Origin of the sequence: Sphingobacterium sp. UBA7625, assembly GCF_002484085.1 — a bacterium.
GTDB classification, from domain to species: domain Bacteria; phylum Bacteroidota; class Bacteroidia; order Sphingobacteriales; family Sphingobacteriaceae; genus Sphingobacterium; species Sphingobacterium athyrii.
Genome location: NZ_DLJD01000038.1, coordinates 43,094 through 59,928 on the forward strand (window position 1 = coordinate 43,094; position 16,835 = coordinate 59,928).

Genomic DNA, 16,835 nt, shown 5'->3' on the forward strand with positions numbered 1-16,835 from the left:
AACTTTAACCCTCACTGACTCCAAGTTTGGGGAGTTATTCGGGGCATATTTGTATCTGATTCGGGACAGATTTGGGACAGATTCGCCTCTGCTACCAGGTGTGAGCGTGTTTACTACGCCATGAGTATCTGATAAATGCGTCCGAGACTCGGACTCAACACGGACTCATCATGGACTCAATACGGATTCACCCCGACTTTAGGGTGAAGTAGATACGACACTGTGCCGAAGCGTTGGCGAAGCGAACTCGATGGTGAACGAAAGAATCCCTAGAAAAGTATGATATTAAGAAGCATTGCATGGTCGAAAAACTAAGGTTTACACAAAAAAAATCCCCCTTGCAAACAGCAAGGAGGATAAAATTAGAATATGACGATGGTTAGTTTTTCTTTTTGAATGCATCTACACCGCTCTGTAGAAATGCTTTGTATTCTTCAACATTGTAATTTGCCCCACTTTGAGGAACCAGCACCCGACCGTTCGGATCAACAATTACATACAATGGCTGCGAATTACTATTGAATGCGGAAGCTTGAAAATCGCTGTTTTTGTTTCCGATAGTCTTTATTTTTTTATTGCTGTATGTAGAAACTATCTGCTCATTGACAGGCAGTTCAGTTTTATCATCTACAAATAACTCGGCCATTACAAACTCTTCTTTCAACAACTTGGCTACCGCAGGATCTGTCCATACATTTGCCTCCATTTTACGGCAGTTAACACAATTCCAGCCCGTAAAATCAATCAAAACAGGTTTATTAAGCTCTTTAGCCGTTGCTAAAGCCTGATCGTAATCATAATAGGGATCAAAGCCTTTTGGTGTACCACGCTCGTGAAAAATTTCAGCATATTTTTTGACTTTTCCATCTGTATGCGCAGCAGGACCACCGCCAACTCCAGTGGATAAATCAAAATCCTGGGTTGCCGATGGCGGCAAAAAGGCTGAAATAGACTTTAAGGGAGCGCCCCATAAACCGGGAATCATATACACCACGAAGGAAAAAACAACAATAGCGAGTATTGTTCTCGGAACAGACAGGAATTTGAGGTCGCTATCGTGGGAAAACTTAATTTTACCGATCAGATAAAGCCCCATCAAACCAAATACGGCGATCCATAAGGAGAGGAATACTTCTCTGTCCAACCAGTTCCAATGGTAAGCCAAATCTACATTCGACAAAAATTTCAATGCCAAAGCCAGCTCCAAAAAACCAAGCACCACTTTTACACTGTTCAACCAGCCACCTGATTTTGGCAGCGATTTAAGCATCGATGGGAACATAGCGAATAGGCCAAATGGAATAGCCAGGGCAATGGAGAATCCCAACATACCTATGGCAGGCCCCAATCGTTCACCTTTTGATGCAGCTTCCACCAGGAGCGTTCCGATAATCGGCCCCGTACAGGAAAACGACACCAACGACAGGCTGAATGCCATAAAAAATAGCCCTACAAGTCCACCTTTATCCGACTTGGCATCCATTTTATTCACAAAAGAGCTCGGCAAGGTAATTTCAAATGCACCAAAGAATGAGGCCGCAAATACCACCAACAGCAAAAAGAAAATAAAATTAAAAATCCCATTGGTCGAAAGTGCATTGAGTGCATCAGAACCAAATGCAATGGTAATAATCATTCCCAAAGCGACATAGATCACAATGATGAATAATCCGTACAATAAAGCCTTACTAATGCCACTGGCACGGCTACCGGACTGCTTAGTGAAGAAGCTTACGGTCAAAGGAAGCATCGGAAATATACAAGGCATCAACAAGGCTGCGAAGCCTCCGACCAAGCCTGCGATAAAAATGCTCCAAAGTGACTTTTTTCCACCTTCTGCCGAACCACCTGCTTTAGCTGTGGCAGCCACCGTTGTCTTACTGGAGTCAGCTTGAGCTGTAACCGTGTCAGGTGACTCTTCAAAAGATAAAGAATCCGGGCTGATTGTACCATCCGTGAATTCGATACCATCCGGGCTAACCGTACTGTCCTGCTGCGCAAACATAGCAAGAGGAAAGATGAGCAGGAATAAAAGGGTTAATAGTTTAAAATTAGTTTTCATCAGAATATCGTGTGTTTTTCATAATTTATTTTGCTTTGAGACCTGTTCATTTGTTCTTGTGTAAATAAAACCCGAGGAGCAATACACTCCCCGAGTTCACTATAAACATATGAAACTGAATCTTACTATGCTCCAAATACAGGATTTGGCAGCCTACAAATTGGTTGAAAACCCAGAAAATCAACATCGCTGGATAAATAGCCCGGTTTAACAGGCTCTTCTTTCACCAAATCCGTACTTAAATATTTTTTATTGTCATCACATAGTAGCGTGACGACAACTGCTTCGTCCCCTAACTCCTGTTGTAACTTAATTGCTCCAATAACATTGGCTCCCGAGGAAATTCCAACGGCAAGCCCCAATTGCCTTGACAGCTTCTGGGCCATAATGATCGAATCGCCATCGTTGGCACAAACAACACGATCCAGTTCATCCAAATTCACTATTGCCGGAATAAATTCATCGGATATACCCTGAATGCGGTGTGAACCAACTTTATGTCCTGTTGTTAATGTTGGACTTTCCGCTGGCTCCAAGGGATGTACACGAACATTTGGATTCGCCTTCCGCAAGCTGCGCCCTACCCCCATGACGGTCCCACCGGTTCCCACTCCTGCCACAAAGGCGTCAGCGATCAAACCCTGTTCTTCCAGTTGCTTCACAATTTCATAACCGGTCGTTTTCTCGTGTGCTTCAGCGTTATATTGATTTTCAAACTGCCGTGGAAGAAAAACACCACCAGCGGCAGCAAGCTCTTCGCTCAAACGAATGCTCCCCAAAAAACCACCTTCTTCTTTGCTGATCAGCTGAATATCAGCCCCCATGCTTCTGATAATATCGGTACGCTCTTTACTCAACCAATTTGGCATGATGATCTTTACCTGATGGCCTAAAGCTTTACCAATGGCCGAAAAAGCAATTCCTGTATTTCCGCTCGTAGCTTCAATAACAACATCCGTCGGTCTAATCTGGCAATTCATATATGCTTTATACAGGATATATAAAGCCATTCTGTCTTTGATACTACCTGTTAAATTATAATTCTCACATTTCACGAACACCCGGCCTGGCTTACCTTTGTAGGTATACTGCAATTCCAACATTGGCGTATTACCGACCAATCTCCACAAATGCTTAAATCTTTTGTCCAATGCAGGCGATAAACATGCACTTAGTAATTCTTGTTCAGCCATCTTTATATAAATGATTATTCTGTTGCAAAATTGGATAATAACAAGATATTATTCAATACAAAACTATAATTTCAATAAAAATTCAATAAAAAGACATAACTAACAATAAATTATTCATTCCAACATTGTAATTTTGCAACAACACCGAAAATATTCATATTATGGAATTGGACGATATCGATCTAAAATTATTGCGCTTATTACAGCACGATGCTTCGTTAAGTAATAAGGAACTCTCCTTTGAATTGAATAAATCAATCGCAGCAGTGCACGAAAGGGTAAAAAAATTAAAAAGACTGGGGTATATCAAAAAAACGGTAGCGATCCTGGATCGGCACAAAATCGGGATTGGACTGATTTCGTTTTCGCAGGTATTCCTGAAAGCACATACCTTTGAGGTTTTGAACGAATTTGAAAAAGAAGTGGCGAAGTTTCCCGAAGTTATGGAATGCTATCAGATGGCTGGATCCTATGATTTCATGTTGCGTATTGCTACCAAAGACATGGACGCTTATCACATCTTTTTAAGACACCGTCTGGCGGTGCTCCCGCAGGTCAATACCGTACAGACTTATTTTGTATTATCGGAAACAAAGAGTGAAACTGCTTATCCACTATAATACCTAGGGACAGGCCAAGTACCCCCTAAAAAAAGTATGAGGTATTGATTTCAATAAGATCAATACCTCACCTGTATCATTCAGTCTAATCGAACAGTAAGGTCCCGGTGACGTTCCAGCTGCTGAAACTTGTTCCCTCCGGAGCGCCTTGTGGGATCTGAACCTGCAATTTGTAATCACCAGCTTTTAAATCACCTAAATCGATGTAAATCGGAGGTGTAACCGTTCCCGGACACCAATTGGAGCGACTTAAATCAGACGAAGATAATCCCGTGGCAAAATTACCCGAAGCGGGATTGGACAGACGGTAAGAACCGCAATCGTTACGCCAGGGTGTATATTTAAACAGTAGGGCATCGTTTAGAAAAATACGGTTTTCTTTGGGTACAAATTCATCGCCATTTCCCCAACCACCATGACCGGTTGTGATATAGCGTAATTGTACATTTTTAGCGTCCTGATCCAAACGAAACGAGAGCGTCAGCCCTTTGTCCTGATCAAACATGGATCCATACTCCTGACCGCCCATTTCCATGACATTGGTCGTCGTAAATAAGGACATGGTCTTTTTTAATTCTCCCTCCGATCCAGCTTCAAAACCAGGGTGAATGGTGAGCTCGACGCTAACTTCATGACCATTCTTATCATAGTTGCCAATAAAAGCGCCTACGTATACCTCCTGCTCGCTCAACATCCCAGCGAGCTCCGACACATCCTGCCTGTAAAGTACTGAATCCTGCCAAACCTTATCCTTTAACTGAAGATAGTTAAACTGCTTAACACCAAAGGGAGTAAAAAACCGCATCAATTCAACGATAGGTTCGAAAGTGGTGGTCCTTACCACACCTTGGTAGCTTTTCCCATTACCATTTTCATACTTCGGCAAGGTCGACATCCCGCTTTTCATCCCATCCAAAAAGCTTTGTGCTTTATTGGCAGGGATGATAAAAACAGATCCGGTGCGGTCATAGGCATCCCCTTTTGATTGCTCCACAAGCTGAACAAACACATTATCGCTAAGTTTGATTTTCGGTATTTTCACTTTCTTGACAATGACTGTACCATTCGCAAAACGCAGGATTGAATCAGATTTGACATCCTCGGAAAAACGAATGCGCTCTTTTTGAAAGATAGGAAGCCGGATAAAACGATTTTTCCAAATAAGGTCTTTATAGGAAAGTTCATCATAGCGCTTTTCGCTTCCTTTTAGCTTCAATTGGTCAGGGATTGTATTGACTTTCTCTACTTTGGTTGCGAAAGTCCTTGTATTGCCATTTCTGATTACTTCCAATACTAACCCCAGATCCTGCCCTAGTTCGCTCGGGGCTCCCTTTACCCCTAGTTTATCCGTATACCATAGCTCAATCTTATTGGAATTGATACTGGTTTCCACTTTTTTACAGGGATAGCCCAAAATGGTCTTAGTCTCATTGGTCGGTGTAAATTTCTGCTTGGAAAGCGCCTGAGCATCCCCTGTTAGGATGAGGGAACCATCTTTCAGTTTCGCAATTTTAAGCAGGTTATTTCCGGCTGACCGCTCCACCAACACACGCTCGTAGGGCGGCGATAATTGTCCTTTTAGATCTTTCTCCGAGCTGACATACGTTTCATTCACATTGGCATACACCACTACCCCATTCTGATTGGCAGGTGTATTGCCATTAAAACTTTGATTATACTGGATCACATAGCTCGTTAGCTTCTGGGCATAAGAGGACAATGACAGACATAACATTGAAACAAAAAGGATATTTTTCTTCATCGTATACATATTGGATTAGACACAAAAATAAGAAAGGCTTTAGGAATTCCTAAAGCCTTTCTTATTTTATGCTAAAACGTTTATTTTATCAACCAGATATCCAAAAGATAAAAGACCGCAAAGATGACGGAAGCGTAACCATTGGTGGTCATAAAATCGCGGTTTACGCGACTTAGATTTGTCGACGAAAACAGCGTATGCTGATAGATCAGCAATGCGGCATAAAACGCAACTCCTAAATAATAAATCCAACCGACAGGCATTAAAAACGCTGGTATTAAAACAAATATAAAAGACATCACGTGTAAACATTCGGATACCCGCATCGCTCCTTTTGTTCCCAACCATACCGGAATGGAGTTCAGCTTATTCGCCCGGTCAAAGGCCTCATCCTGCAATGCGTAAATAATATCAAAGCCACTCACCCAGGTCAATACAGCAAAGCCATACAAAACAGGGACAGTTGCAAATTGTCCCGTGATCACCATATAGGCCCCTATTGGTGCTAAACCCAGCCCCGCACCAAGGACCAAATGGCACAACGGTGTAATGCGTTTGGTGTAAGAATAAAAAAGCACAACGAAGAGTGCAATGGGCGACAGCATAAAGCACAGGGAATTTATAAAATAAGTCGCCATGACAAAAAGTAAGCAATTGACTATGGTAAAGATCAGTGCATTCCGGGCCGAAATCTTCCCTGCCGGAATATCACGCATTGCCGTCCTGGGATTAATGGCATCAATGTCCCGATCCAAATACCGATTGAAGGCCATGGCTGCATTCCGGGCCGTTACCATGCACAATAACATCAATAGCAACAGTTTCCAGGAAAAGGTATATTCAGTGGTATGCAGGGCCAAAAAGAAGCCTATAAGGGCAAATGGCAATGCAAATACACTGTGTGCAAACAAAACTAAAGAAAGATACTTCTTCATGCGGTGATCTTAATGGATTTTAAAACGTTCGCCAAACTCTGGGCAATGATCAGGTTGACCAGGCCATGATGTTAACGAATTTTAATTTTTTGAACTACTTAAAACGGCATTCTTTCTTCCGGCTCAGGCCCCACAAATCGGCGATTGACGTCATCAATGGTTTCCAGAATCGGCTCATGACCGACTTTCTTCTCAGCCGAGGTCAAAAAGATCGGCGGCACCTCCTCAAACCATTGCAACAGCTCTTTTTTAAATTTTGCAATATTCGCGTCAGATTTTACTGCTGATTGTTTGTCTGCTTTGGTAAAGACCAACATAAAGGGTAAACCGCATTCACCCAACCAATAACAGAAATCAAGGTCGATCTTCTGTGGTTCGAGACGACTGTCTACCAAAACAAATACACATTGTAAATTGTCTCTATGCGTGAGGTATCTGCGAATGAATTTTTCCCATTCATTACGACTTGTTTTGGACGCCTTAGCGAATCCATAACCGGGTAAATCGACCAGATACCAGGTGTCATCTATAATAAAATGATTGATCAACTGAGTCTTACCGGGTTTTTGAGAGGTTTTGGCAAGCCCCTTCTTATTTGTCATTGCATTGATCAAAGAAGATTTACCTACATTAGAACGGCCTATAAAGGCGTACTCAGGCAAATTTGGCGCAGGTAATTTGTCAACTCTCGTGTTGCTACACACGAATTCGGCTTTTTTTACTTCCATGGAACAAAGGTACATTAAATGAATCCGTTTGGCAAGGTTTCACCCTGCTATGGGGTAAAAAACTGAACGGCCAATCTGTAACATTTTAGGGTGGCCGCATACTAATAGTCAAAATAAACAAGCGTATATTTGATAGCAAACGCTATACGCTATATTTTTCGCCATACTGAATTTAATTAAACCCTAAAAAGATGTTACTAGAAATCAATCATGTCACTAAGGATTACGCCAATCATCGTGCATTGGACGATGTTTCCATTCAGATTCCAAAAGGTAAAATTTTTGGGTTATTGGGACCGAATGGAGCCGGCAAAACATCCCTAATACGGATTATCAATCAGATTACCGCTCCCGATTCCGGCCAAATCCTCTTTAACGGCGAAGCTTTGGGACCACAGCATATTTCCCAAATCGGGTATTTGCCCGAAGAACGGGGGCTCTACAAAAAAATGAAAATAGGTGATCAGATGCTTTATCTGGCGCAGTTGAAAGGGCTTTCTAAAAAAGAAGCTTTACATCGGATACACGACTGGTGCGAACGTCTTGATATATCCTCATGGTTGGACAAGAAGATCGAAGACCTCAGCAAGGGTATGCAACAAAAAGTACAGTTTGTCGCCACTGTTATTCACCAGCCCCAATTGATTATCCTGGATGAGCCTTTTTCGGGATTTGATCCGGTCAATGCCAATATCATCAAGGAGCAGATTTTACGATTGAATAAGGAAGGGGCCACCATTATCTTTTCGACACACCGCATGGAAACGGTCGAAGAACTTTGCGATAATATTGCACTCATCAACCGATCAAAGAAAATACTGGACGGCTCTGTTCAAGCGATAAAAAAAGAATACCGGAATCAGACTTACAAATTGGAATATACAGCAACCGAAGATAATTTTCTTCTGTCCAACGACGCACTCTTCGAGGTCATAACGTCTACAAGAGTTGAAAAAACATACATCACTACAATTCAGTTAAATAGCAATATTCATATAAATGATGTATTAATGCATTTTCTACCACAAATACAGCTGAATCAATTGATAGAAATCGTACCTTCCATGGCGGATATTTTCATCCAAAAAGTTACTCAAGTCTCACCTAAAGCCAACGATCATGCATAAAATATTACTTATTATTCAACGGGAATATTTGTCCCGCGTCAAGAAAAAATCTTTTCTTGTGATGACCTTTGCCGTGCCCCTATTCTTTTTTGCATTGTATGCGGGCATGTTTTACCTGACTAAAAAAAGCTTCAAAGATGCCCACACCGAGGTCTTTGTGATTGATGAGCAGGGTGAATTTGCGGGGCAACTCCAAAGCAATAAAAACGTAAGCTATACGATCAGCAAGTTAGATCTAAAGGCGCAAAAAAAGCAGCTCTCAGAGAGCGAAGGAAAACAATCGATCTTGTACATTCCCAAGGATATTCTTAGCAGCCAGAAGGCCGAACTGATTACCAGTGGCAAAACAAGTTTTGTCACGCAGGAGATCATCGGCGGACAACTGGAAGAAATCATCCGCGAAAAAGAGTATAAAGCTAAGGGAATAGACTTGCAGATTATCCAGTCCATTAAACCCAAAGTCGCTATCGATGCCAAAGAGATCACGGCTGACGGTGAAGAGAAAAACAGTAATACGGCGATTGCTATGGGACTTGGTGTCGCACTGGCCATCCTGGTTTATCTCTCCCTGTTTCTGTATGGCGCACAGGTGATGCGTGGTATCATCGAAGAGAAGAGCAACCGTATCATCGAAGTTATTATTTCCTCCGTCAAGCCTTTTCAGCTTATGATGGGTAAAATTGTTGGGATTGGGATGGTCGGGCTCACTCAATTTGTGATGTGGCTGCTACTTACAGGAGGTCTTTTTATAACGGCAACACTGTTGTTTGTCAATCCGCAGGATATGCAGGAGGTTGCTGCCAGTCAGCCCGCAGCTGGCAATATGGGAACGGTATCCAAAGCAATCGGACAAGGCGGATCCGCCTCCATTCTCGCCTCCATCCAAAGCTTTAATTTTACCGAAGTCATCATCTTTTTCTTTCTGTTTTTTATTGCCGGCTACCTGCTGTATAGCGCTATTTTTGCCGCTGCTGGTTCCGCTGTAGACAATGAAACAGAAGCCAATCAGTTTTCCATGCCCATTACCATGCCCCTATTGTTAACATATATCCTTTCATTTGGTGTCATTATCAACGATCCCAATGGGCCTATTGCCACTTGGTTGAGCTTTATTCCGTTCACATCACCTATTGCCATGTTGGTTCGGATACCTTTTGGCGTGCCGATGTGGCAGATATTAACCTCATTGACCTTGTTGATCCTGACATTCTTATTGATCACTTGGATGGCTGCCCGAATCTACCGTGTTGGCATCCTGATCTATGGTAAAAAGGCAAGCCTTAAGGAAATCATCAAATGGTTCAATTATAAAAATTGATCGGGTTGATCACGATAACGAGTCAAAAAAATAAATAGAAAAGGCCAGATCGCATTGTGCAATCTGGCCTTTCTGATATCGTGTATAGGATAGAATCTTCTCTTATTTTGCTACAAAAGCATGTTTTCCTAGTAAGACACCCATCCTATAGAACGTTTAATACCGAATATTGAACTTCTGAAATACAAAATGCCATAACCATATCGGGCCAATGAGCAGGAATTGCAGAAACTGTTTTCCGCTGATTGCTTTTTTCTCTTTTCCTTTACCAACGTACAATGCCGCAAGTGCGAGCAAAGCAATCGCAAGGCATACCCATATCACTGCAGGGCCACCATTTTTTTGCACATATTCCAATTGCACAATAAAATAGCTCATTGCCCCGATCGAGAATAAAATTGCATAAGACAGGGTTGCAGATAGCTTAAGGTAAAAATAGATAACAACCGCAATAAAGAAAGAACCCCAATTCAAAAAAGTATGCCAATTGAGCTTTACTAAGAATTCAAACTGTGGGAAAGGAATCATCCAGATACAGCCCATCACGCCGAAGAATAGCAGCGGCAAAAAGATAATCTGAATCATGCGATTGGTCGGGTCTTGAAAATTAGCATCCAACTCCTCAAAATAGGTATCTACCGGACGCTTCGGTTCTACTTCCTGAACTTTCTTCTTTTGTTTCATTCGGCAAATTTAATAAATATTGATCTGCCGAGACGGTTGCGCGCCATAATAATATTATTTTTTTGGTCTGATGCTTGTCATTAATTGCATTCTTCTGGCTTTAGCTGGCAATCTCCTATCCAATTCCGTAATATTGCAGCATGAAGTCTTATAAACACATCTTATTTGATCTTGATGGAACCTTGACCGACCCTGCTGAGGGCATCACCAAATGCATCGCTTATGCACTCGAAGCCAAAGGAATCATTACGCCCGATCTGGATAGTCTTAAACCGCTGATCGGGCCGCCATTGAAAGATACGTTCATGCACAGCTACGGATTTGGGGAACAGGAAGCTTTGGCCTGTGTGGACAAATACCGTGAGCGCTTTGCCATGCAGGGTTTGTATGAGAATATGCTGTTTGATGGCGTTCCCGAGCTACTGGAAAGACTCAAATCGAAAGATTATAAGGTTTACTTGGCGACATCCAAACCCGAAATCTTTGCGCATAGGATATTACAGCACTTTGCTATAGACCAATATTTCGATTTCGCCGGGGGAAGTGCCCTGGACGATTCCAGACCTACAAAAACCAGTGTCATTCAATATGTGATGGAAAATGCTCAGCTAACGAACCCGCATGACTGTATCATGATCGGCGACCGCAAACATGATCTCATCGGCGCCAGAGAGACAAACATGGATGCCATTGCTGTGCTTTATGGTTATGGCAGCCAAGCGGAACTCGAACAGGAATCGCCAGCCTATCTCCTTCACAGTGTTGCAGATTTAATTGAATTTTTTGGATAATAAAAAAGCTCCAACCTATAATAGATTGGAGCTTTTTTAAGATCGATCCCTCAGGATCTATTTTGCGTAAGACACGGATCTTGTCTCACGGATAACCGTTACCTTAATTTGTCCCGGGTACGTCATTTCCGTTTGGATACGGTTGGAGATATCGGCAGCAAGTATCTCTGATTGTGCGTCAGACACCTTCTCGCTTTCCACGATAACGCGCAATTCACGTCCCGCCTGAATGGCGAAAGTTTTTTCCACACCAGGGTAGGATAATGCTAGGTCCTCCAGTTCTTTCAGACGTTTGATATAGCTTTCAACCACCTCACGGCGTGCTCCCGGGCGTGCTCCAGAAATAGCGTCACATGCCTGTACAACAGGCGAAATCAACGCTGTCATTTCGATCTCATCGTGGTGCGCACCGATTGCATTACACACATCAGGGTGTTCTTTGTATTTCTCAGCAAGCTGCATACCTAAAATTGCGTGTGGCAATTCCGGGTTATCGTCAGGCACTTTACCAATATCGTGGAGTAATCCGGCACGTTTTGCGTGTTTGACATTCAGGCCAAGCTCTGCAGCCATTGTTGCTGCGAAATTGGCAACCTCACGGGAGTGCTGCAGAAGGTTCTGACCATACGACGAACGATAACGCATACGTCCGACCATACGGATCAGTTCAGGATGTAGTCCATGAATCCCAAGGTCAATGGCTGTACGCTCACCAATTTCAACGATCTCATCTTCAATTTGTGTACGTGTTTTTGCGACAACCTCCTCGATACGAGCAGGGTGTATACGGCCATCTGTCACTAGGCGGTGCAAGGCCAAACGGGCAATCTCACGACGTACGGGATCAAAACCAGACAAGATAATTGCCTCTGGTGTATCATCAACGATGATCTCTACACCTGTTGCCGCTTCCAAAGCACGGATATTACGGCCTTCACGACCAATAATACGGCCCTTGATCTCATCATTTTCGATATTGAAAATAGACACTGTATTTTCGATTGCGGATTCGGTAGCGGTGCGTTGAATTGTTTGGATAACGACTTTTTTCGCTTCTTTCGTCGCGGTCAATTTCGCTTCGTCCACAATATCTTTGATCTGGATCATGGCCTGGGAGCGGGCTTCCTCTCGCAATGAATCCACCAACTGGTTTTTAGCCTCGTCCGCTGTAACACCGGCGATACTCTCCAATTGTTTGATCTGTTGTAATTTTAAAGCCTCAACTTCTTCGGATTTCTTTTCATTGAGTTCAACCAATTTATCCAGTTGCTTCTTTTTAGCGTCCACCTCCTGCTTATCGCGATTGATGCTTTCCAGCTTTTGGTTAATGGATTGTTCTTTCTGTCTCAACGTATTCTCCTTTTGGTTGATGGTATTGTTACGTTGATTCACCTCCTTTTCGTGTTCGGATTTTAATTGAAGGAATTTTTCTTTCGCCTCTAATAAGCGTTTCTTTTTAATGTGTTCTCCTTCTTGCTCTGCATCTTTTAGTATGCTATTTACCTTATCTTTGGCTTCCTGTTCTTGTTTTTTGAATAACAGAACCAATAGATAACGACCTATAACTACACCAACAATCAGAGAAATTATGATATAAATTGCGACGTCCATGTATGTATAATTGTATTATATATGTTTGTTTTTATTAATTACTAAATTTTTCAGATAAAACTCTCCATTCTTCCACTACCCTTGCATAAGCTGACTTATTGGCATCGGGTATTCTATTTGCAGTCGCTATTGGAAATGCAGGGGAATTGAATCCAATCTGATTCACTCCGCTTGCATGCCGGCCAATTGCCCGCTGATTTCCAAACAAAAAAAAACCGCAATTAAATTAAACAGGTCTCATGTATTATTAAACTTCGTGATTACATAATTAGGCTTAGATTATGACCCAGATGGCTTTCGCAAAATGGCCTATATCTTTTTGCGCCTGTAATATTGAAGCGTTAAGTTTAAAATAGTGACAACCCGAATTTAATTGCGGCAAATTCGTCGTTTTAAGCTCTAAATATAAAGAACGTAAATTTATTTTTTAAAGAAATCCGTCAACAACTGATCAAGCTCCTGTACTGAATTCTCCAGCCCCACTTCGTGGTTCTGGGATTGTCGCTCCGCATTTAACATCCGCGTAGCAAACTGCAATACACACATGGATAACAGATCCTGCTTATCTCTCACAGTATAGTTTTCCTGCAATTCCTTTACTTTTTCATTTATCAATTTCGCAGCATGTCGAATCACTTCCTCCTCCGCGCTTTCCACCCGTAGGGGATAAACACGGTCTGCGATATTTATTTTTATGGAAATCTCTCCCATTTCTTTGAGCTTTTTAACGTTGTATTAGTTTAAATTCCGATGATCTCCAAATTCCAACTACTTCAACAAACTAATACACTTGTCTATTTCTCGCACAAAATCGTTAATTTTTTGTTTTGTGTCAAGTATTTTTTCATTAATTGCCTCCTTATCCGTTTCCGAATCCAAGGTTCGGGCTACTGCCAGTGCCTTGACCTTCTCTTCCAGCTGCTTGCTTTTATCGTTGCTCGCATCGAAAGCCACTTTTAAGGATTGTACCTCTAATTTAAGCAAATCATTTTCTTCTTGCAAGACTTCGCACATTTGAATTAAGTTTTTCGTTTTCTCAACGATCAGATTCATTTGTGAAGACAATGTTGCCATAGCGTAAATCGAATATTACCAATTAATGTTATATCTCTGTTTAACCACGCACCTCTGCGCTTAGTTCCTTCTCAAAATTAACAATTAATTTTTGAACTATCGCATCAATTTGTTTATCGGTCAATGTTTTTTCTTCATCTTGCAAGATAAAGCTCAGAGCATAAGACTTTTTCCCTTCCGGAATTTTATCACCTTTATACACATCAAACACATTTACCTCCTTTAAAAGCTTGCGTTCGGTCTTTTGAGCAACAAATTGGAGTTTATCAAAGCTCACATTTTCGTCAATTAACAGCGACAAATCACGGCGCACCGAAGGGAATTTCGACACTTCTTTGTATTGAATACTATTCTTGCGAATGATTTTCATCAGGACATCCCAGTCAAAATCCGCGAAGAAAACCTGCCCCTCAACATCTGCTTTTTTCAGGTTGGCATGAGCTACCGCACCGAAAGAAACCAGACATTTCTGACCTTTCATATAGCTCAATCCGTAGGCAAAATGATTGCTCGGCGCATCTTGTATTTGTATACCCTCAATCTTTAGACGCTTAACAATCGTATCAACAGCAGCTTTAAGGTTATAGAAATTAACGTTTCCCTTTTTACTATTCCACTGTTCGGCCTCTTCTCTACCGCTTATTGCAAAAGTCAAATGTTGCGTTTCTTTATATCCTTCTCCATCCAACGCATAGGTTTTACCAAATTCGAAGAATTTCAGATCAAAATTTCTGCGTTTCTGATTATATTCAATGGCATTTAACACCGAGAACAACATGTTTTGACGCATGGTATCCAAATCCGAACTCAATGGATTGAACAATTTTACCGCGGTCTCGCTGTCATCCGCATAATCGAGCTTTGTCAACGAATTCGCTAATATTTCACGGAATCCGTTACCGATCAACAAATCAGCCAGCTGATTTAAAACCACTTCCTTATCTGGCTTTTCAACAGTGTTTAATGAAGCTTTGATCTGGGATTTTAGTTCAATGTTATTGTAACCATAAATCCGTAATACTTCTTCGACCACATCCACTTCACGAGTTACATCAACGCGATATGCAGGTACTAAAACATCGAGTCCCTCGGCTGTCTCTGAGGCAACCTCAATACCTAATGCCCTAATAATAGCTTTAATTTCTTCGTTGGGAATGGCCTGTCCGATCAATCGCACCACATTCGCATAACTGACAGGGAATGAAAATGGCTTAACTTCTACGGGATATTCATCTTTCAATGTTGAAGATATGGTACCACCTGCGATTGACCTGATTAATAATGCAGCCCGCTTTAACGCTTCCACCGTAATATTAGGATCTGTACCTCGCTCAAAGCGAAAGGAAGCATCGGTTTTCAAACCATGCCTTTTGGAAGTCTTCCGTACTGAAACAGCATTGAAGTAAGCCGATTCCAGAAACACATTCGTTGTTTCTGCGGAAACGCCTGAATGTGCACCGCCAAAAACACCGGCTATACACATTGGTTTTTCAGCATCTGCAATTACAAGATCTTCTGCAGAAAGTGTCCGTTCCACAGCATCCAAAGTGACAAATTTTTCTCCTTCTTTAGCCGTACGGACAAACACTTTGTTCCCCGTGATTTTATCCGCATCAAACGCATGCAATGGTTGGCCAAGGTCATGCAATATATAATTGGTGATATCGACAATATTATTGATTGGACGTACACCGATCACATTTAGTTTTTCCTTCAGCCAGTCTGGCGATTCACCTACCTGAACGCCAGAAATATTGATTCCACTATATCGTGGACATGCAATAGTATCCTCAACAACAACAGCAGTTCCCACTTCCTCACCGGGCTGAAATGCGGAAAGATCTGTTTTTTTGATATCCGTACGGAAGTAAGCAGCGATATCGCGTGCCACACCTAAATGGGATGCCGCATCCGCACGATTCGGTGTAAGACCAATTTCATAACGGTAATCATCCTCAATATTGAAATGATCTTTTACCAATGTGCCTACCGCAACATCGGCAGGTAATTCAACGATACCGGCATGAGATGTACCCAAACCAATCTCATCCTCACCACATAACATTCCTTCGGATACTTCACCGCGTATTTTAGATTTGGTAATCTTAAATGGCTCTCCGGTCAAAGGGTGACATGTCGTACCCACTGTTGCCACAATTACCTTCAATCCGGTACGGCAATTTGGTGCGCCACATACAATATTCAATAATTCAGAAGCGCCCACATCAACTGTCGTGACGCGTAATTTATCCGCATTGGGGTGTTGTTCACAAGTTTTAACCTCGCCAACAACCAAACCATCCAATCCTCCCGGGATACTCTGTACGACATCCAGTGCTTCTACTTCCAATCCTGTATTTGTCAAGATCAAAGATAATTCCTCCGGAGTCGAATCTATATTAACGTGTTGTTTTAACCAATTATATGAAATGTTCATCTCGAATTTGATTTGATGCACAAACTTAGATAAATTTGAGGTTATATACAACGTCAATTTGGTGATCCGCCCCAGGGTCCCTGCATTCCATCCGCTAAGTTTTAATCCAAAGACAAGCCAGCCTGCAGGCGGGAAAATAGACACTTATCCAACACAAAAATAGATAGGCGATAAAATATAATACGATAAAATGCCCATCCAATAAGGAATGTTTAACCCAAATAACCTATAAAATTTATTGATTATGAGCGGCTTTGAGGCTCCCATCCTAATACAGGCTAGCATGATAACATTTATTTACAGGAATTAACACAACTTACATTTAATTACATAAGAACAGCTATTTTACTCTTTTTTCAAACGGACGAGCAGCTTGATTTTTTAATCAAAATTCAATCATTTCCATAAAAATAATATGTAACTTTGTGCTTTAATTTGAAGAACGTTCAAAACAAACATTTATAATGATTCATTTCTTTGAGAACCCATCGAA

14 protein-coding genes are annotated in these 16,835 nt (G+C 41.7%); 4 read left to right on the plus strand and 10 right to left on the minus strand.

What is annotated here, in order from left to right; genetic code table 11:
* Positions 1-379: 379 nt before the first annotated feature.
* Positions 380-2,062 carry a protein-disulfide reductase DsbD family protein gene (locus tag B4G94_RS16550; protein ID WP_108633247.1) on the minus strand — a complete coding sequence of 561 codons (1,683 nt, stop codon included), beginning with the start codon at positions 2,060-2,062 and terminating at the stop codon, positions 380-382.
* 125 nt (positions 2,063-2,187) lie between these two features.
* On the minus strand, positions 2,188-3,255 hold the full coding sequence (locus tag B4G94_RS16555; RefSeq protein WP_108633246.1) for a PLP-dependent cysteine synthase family protein: 1,068 nt from the start codon (positions 3,253-3,255) through the stop codon (positions 2,188-2,190).
* Between the two features lie 158 nt (positions 3,256-3,413).
* Between B4G94_RS16555 and B4G94_RS16560 the strand changes: the two genes are divergently transcribed.
* The gene (locus tag B4G94_RS16560; protein WP_104381061.1) at positions 3,414-3,875 is read left to right on the plus strand and encodes an Lrp/AsnC family transcriptional regulator; all 462 of its coding nucleotides are present in this window, start codon (positions 3,414-3,416) and stop codon (positions 3,873-3,875) included.
* A gap of 85 nt (positions 3,876-3,960) precedes the next feature.
* Here B4G94_RS16560 and B4G94_RS16565 read toward each other — a convergent pair whose 3' ends face one another.
* The 3 genes from B4G94_RS16565 to yihA all read right to left on the minus strand — a co-directional run bounded on the left by B4G94_RS16565 (position 3,961) and on the right by yihA (position 7,300).
* Positions 3,961-5,637 (minus strand): PNGase F N-terminal domain-containing protein, encoded by a 1,677-nt coding sequence (locus B4G94_RS16565; protein ID WP_286860207.1) that lies wholly within the window; start codon positions 5,635-5,637, stop codon positions 3,961-3,963.
* Between the two features lie 80 nt (positions 5,638-5,717).
* Positions 5,718-6,572 carry a UbiA-like polyprenyltransferase gene (locus B4G94_RS16570; RefSeq protein ID WP_286860208.1) on the minus strand — a complete coding sequence of 285 codons (855 nt, stop codon included), beginning with the start codon at positions 6,570-6,572 and terminating at the stop codon, positions 5,718-5,720.
* A gap of 98 nt (positions 6,573-6,670) precedes the next feature.
* The gene (gene yihA / locus B4G94_RS16575; protein ID WP_165308090.1) at positions 6,671-7,300 is read right to left on the minus strand and encodes a ribosome biogenesis GTP-binding protein YihA/YsxC; all 630 of its coding nucleotides are present in this window, start codon (positions 7,298-7,300) and stop codon (positions 6,671-6,673) included.
* Between the two features lie 191 nt (positions 7,301-7,491).
* Between yihA and B4G94_RS16580 the strand changes: the two genes are divergently transcribed.
* Positions 7,492-8,427: an ABC transporter ATP-binding protein gene (locus B4G94_RS16580; RefSeq protein WP_286860209.1), complete on the plus strand. Its 936-nt coding sequence runs from the start codon at positions 7,492-7,494 to the stop codon at positions 8,425-8,427.
* Positions 8,420-9,745 (plus strand): ABC transporter permease, encoded by a 1,326-nt coding sequence (locus B4G94_RS16585; protein WP_286860211.1) that lies wholly within the window; start codon positions 8,420-8,422, stop codon positions 9,743-9,745. Before B4G94_RS16580 ends, B4G94_RS16585 begins: the two co-directional genes overlap by 8 nt.
* A gap of 156 nt (positions 9,746-9,901) precedes the next feature.
* On the opposite strand, the gene B4G94_RS16590 is transcribed toward B4G94_RS16585, so the two are convergent.
* Positions 9,902-10,429: an Mpo1-like protein gene (locus B4G94_RS16590; protein ID WP_286860213.1), complete on the minus strand. Its 528-nt coding sequence runs from the start codon at positions 10,427-10,429 to the stop codon at positions 9,902-9,904.
* Between the two features lie 140 nt (positions 10,430-10,569).
* On the opposite strand from B4G94_RS16590, the gene B4G94_RS16595 reads away from it, so the two are divergent.
* The gene (locus B4G94_RS16595; RefSeq protein WP_286860215.1) at positions 10,570-11,220 is read left to right on the plus strand and encodes an HAD-IA family hydrolase; all 651 of its coding nucleotides are present in this window, start codon (positions 10,570-10,572) and stop codon (positions 11,218-11,220) included.
* A 57-nt stretch (positions 11,221-11,277) separates the two neighbouring features.
* Here the strand turns inward: B4G94_RS16595 and rny are convergent, their stop codons facing one another.
* The 4 genes from rny to pheT form a co-directional block, all read right to left on the minus strand.
* On the minus strand, positions 11,278-12,831 hold the full coding sequence (gene rny, locus B4G94_RS16600) for a ribonuclease Y (RefSeq protein ID WP_108633238.1): 1,554 nt from the start codon (positions 12,829-12,831) through the stop codon (positions 11,278-11,280).
* A 420-nt stretch (positions 12,832-13,251) separates the two neighbouring features.
* Positions 13,252-13,542, minus strand: coding sequence for a cell division protein ZapA (locus B4G94_RS16605; protein WP_046675831.1), 291 nt, complete (start codon positions 13,540-13,542; stop codon positions 13,252-13,254).
* 57 nt (positions 13,543-13,599) lie between these two features.
* Entirely contained in the window at positions 13,600-13,905 is a 306-nt protein-coding gene (locus tag B4G94_RS16610) for a hypothetical protein (protein WP_077432703.1), read from the minus strand.
* 40 nt (positions 13,906-13,945) lie between these two features.
* Positions 13,946-16,342 carry a phenylalanine--tRNA ligase subunit beta gene (gene pheT / locus B4G94_RS16615; RefSeq protein WP_286860217.1) on the minus strand — a complete coding sequence of 799 codons (2,397 nt, stop codon included), beginning with the start codon at positions 16,340-16,342 and terminating at the stop codon, positions 13,946-13,948.
* Positions 16,343-16,835: the final 493 nt, after the last annotated feature.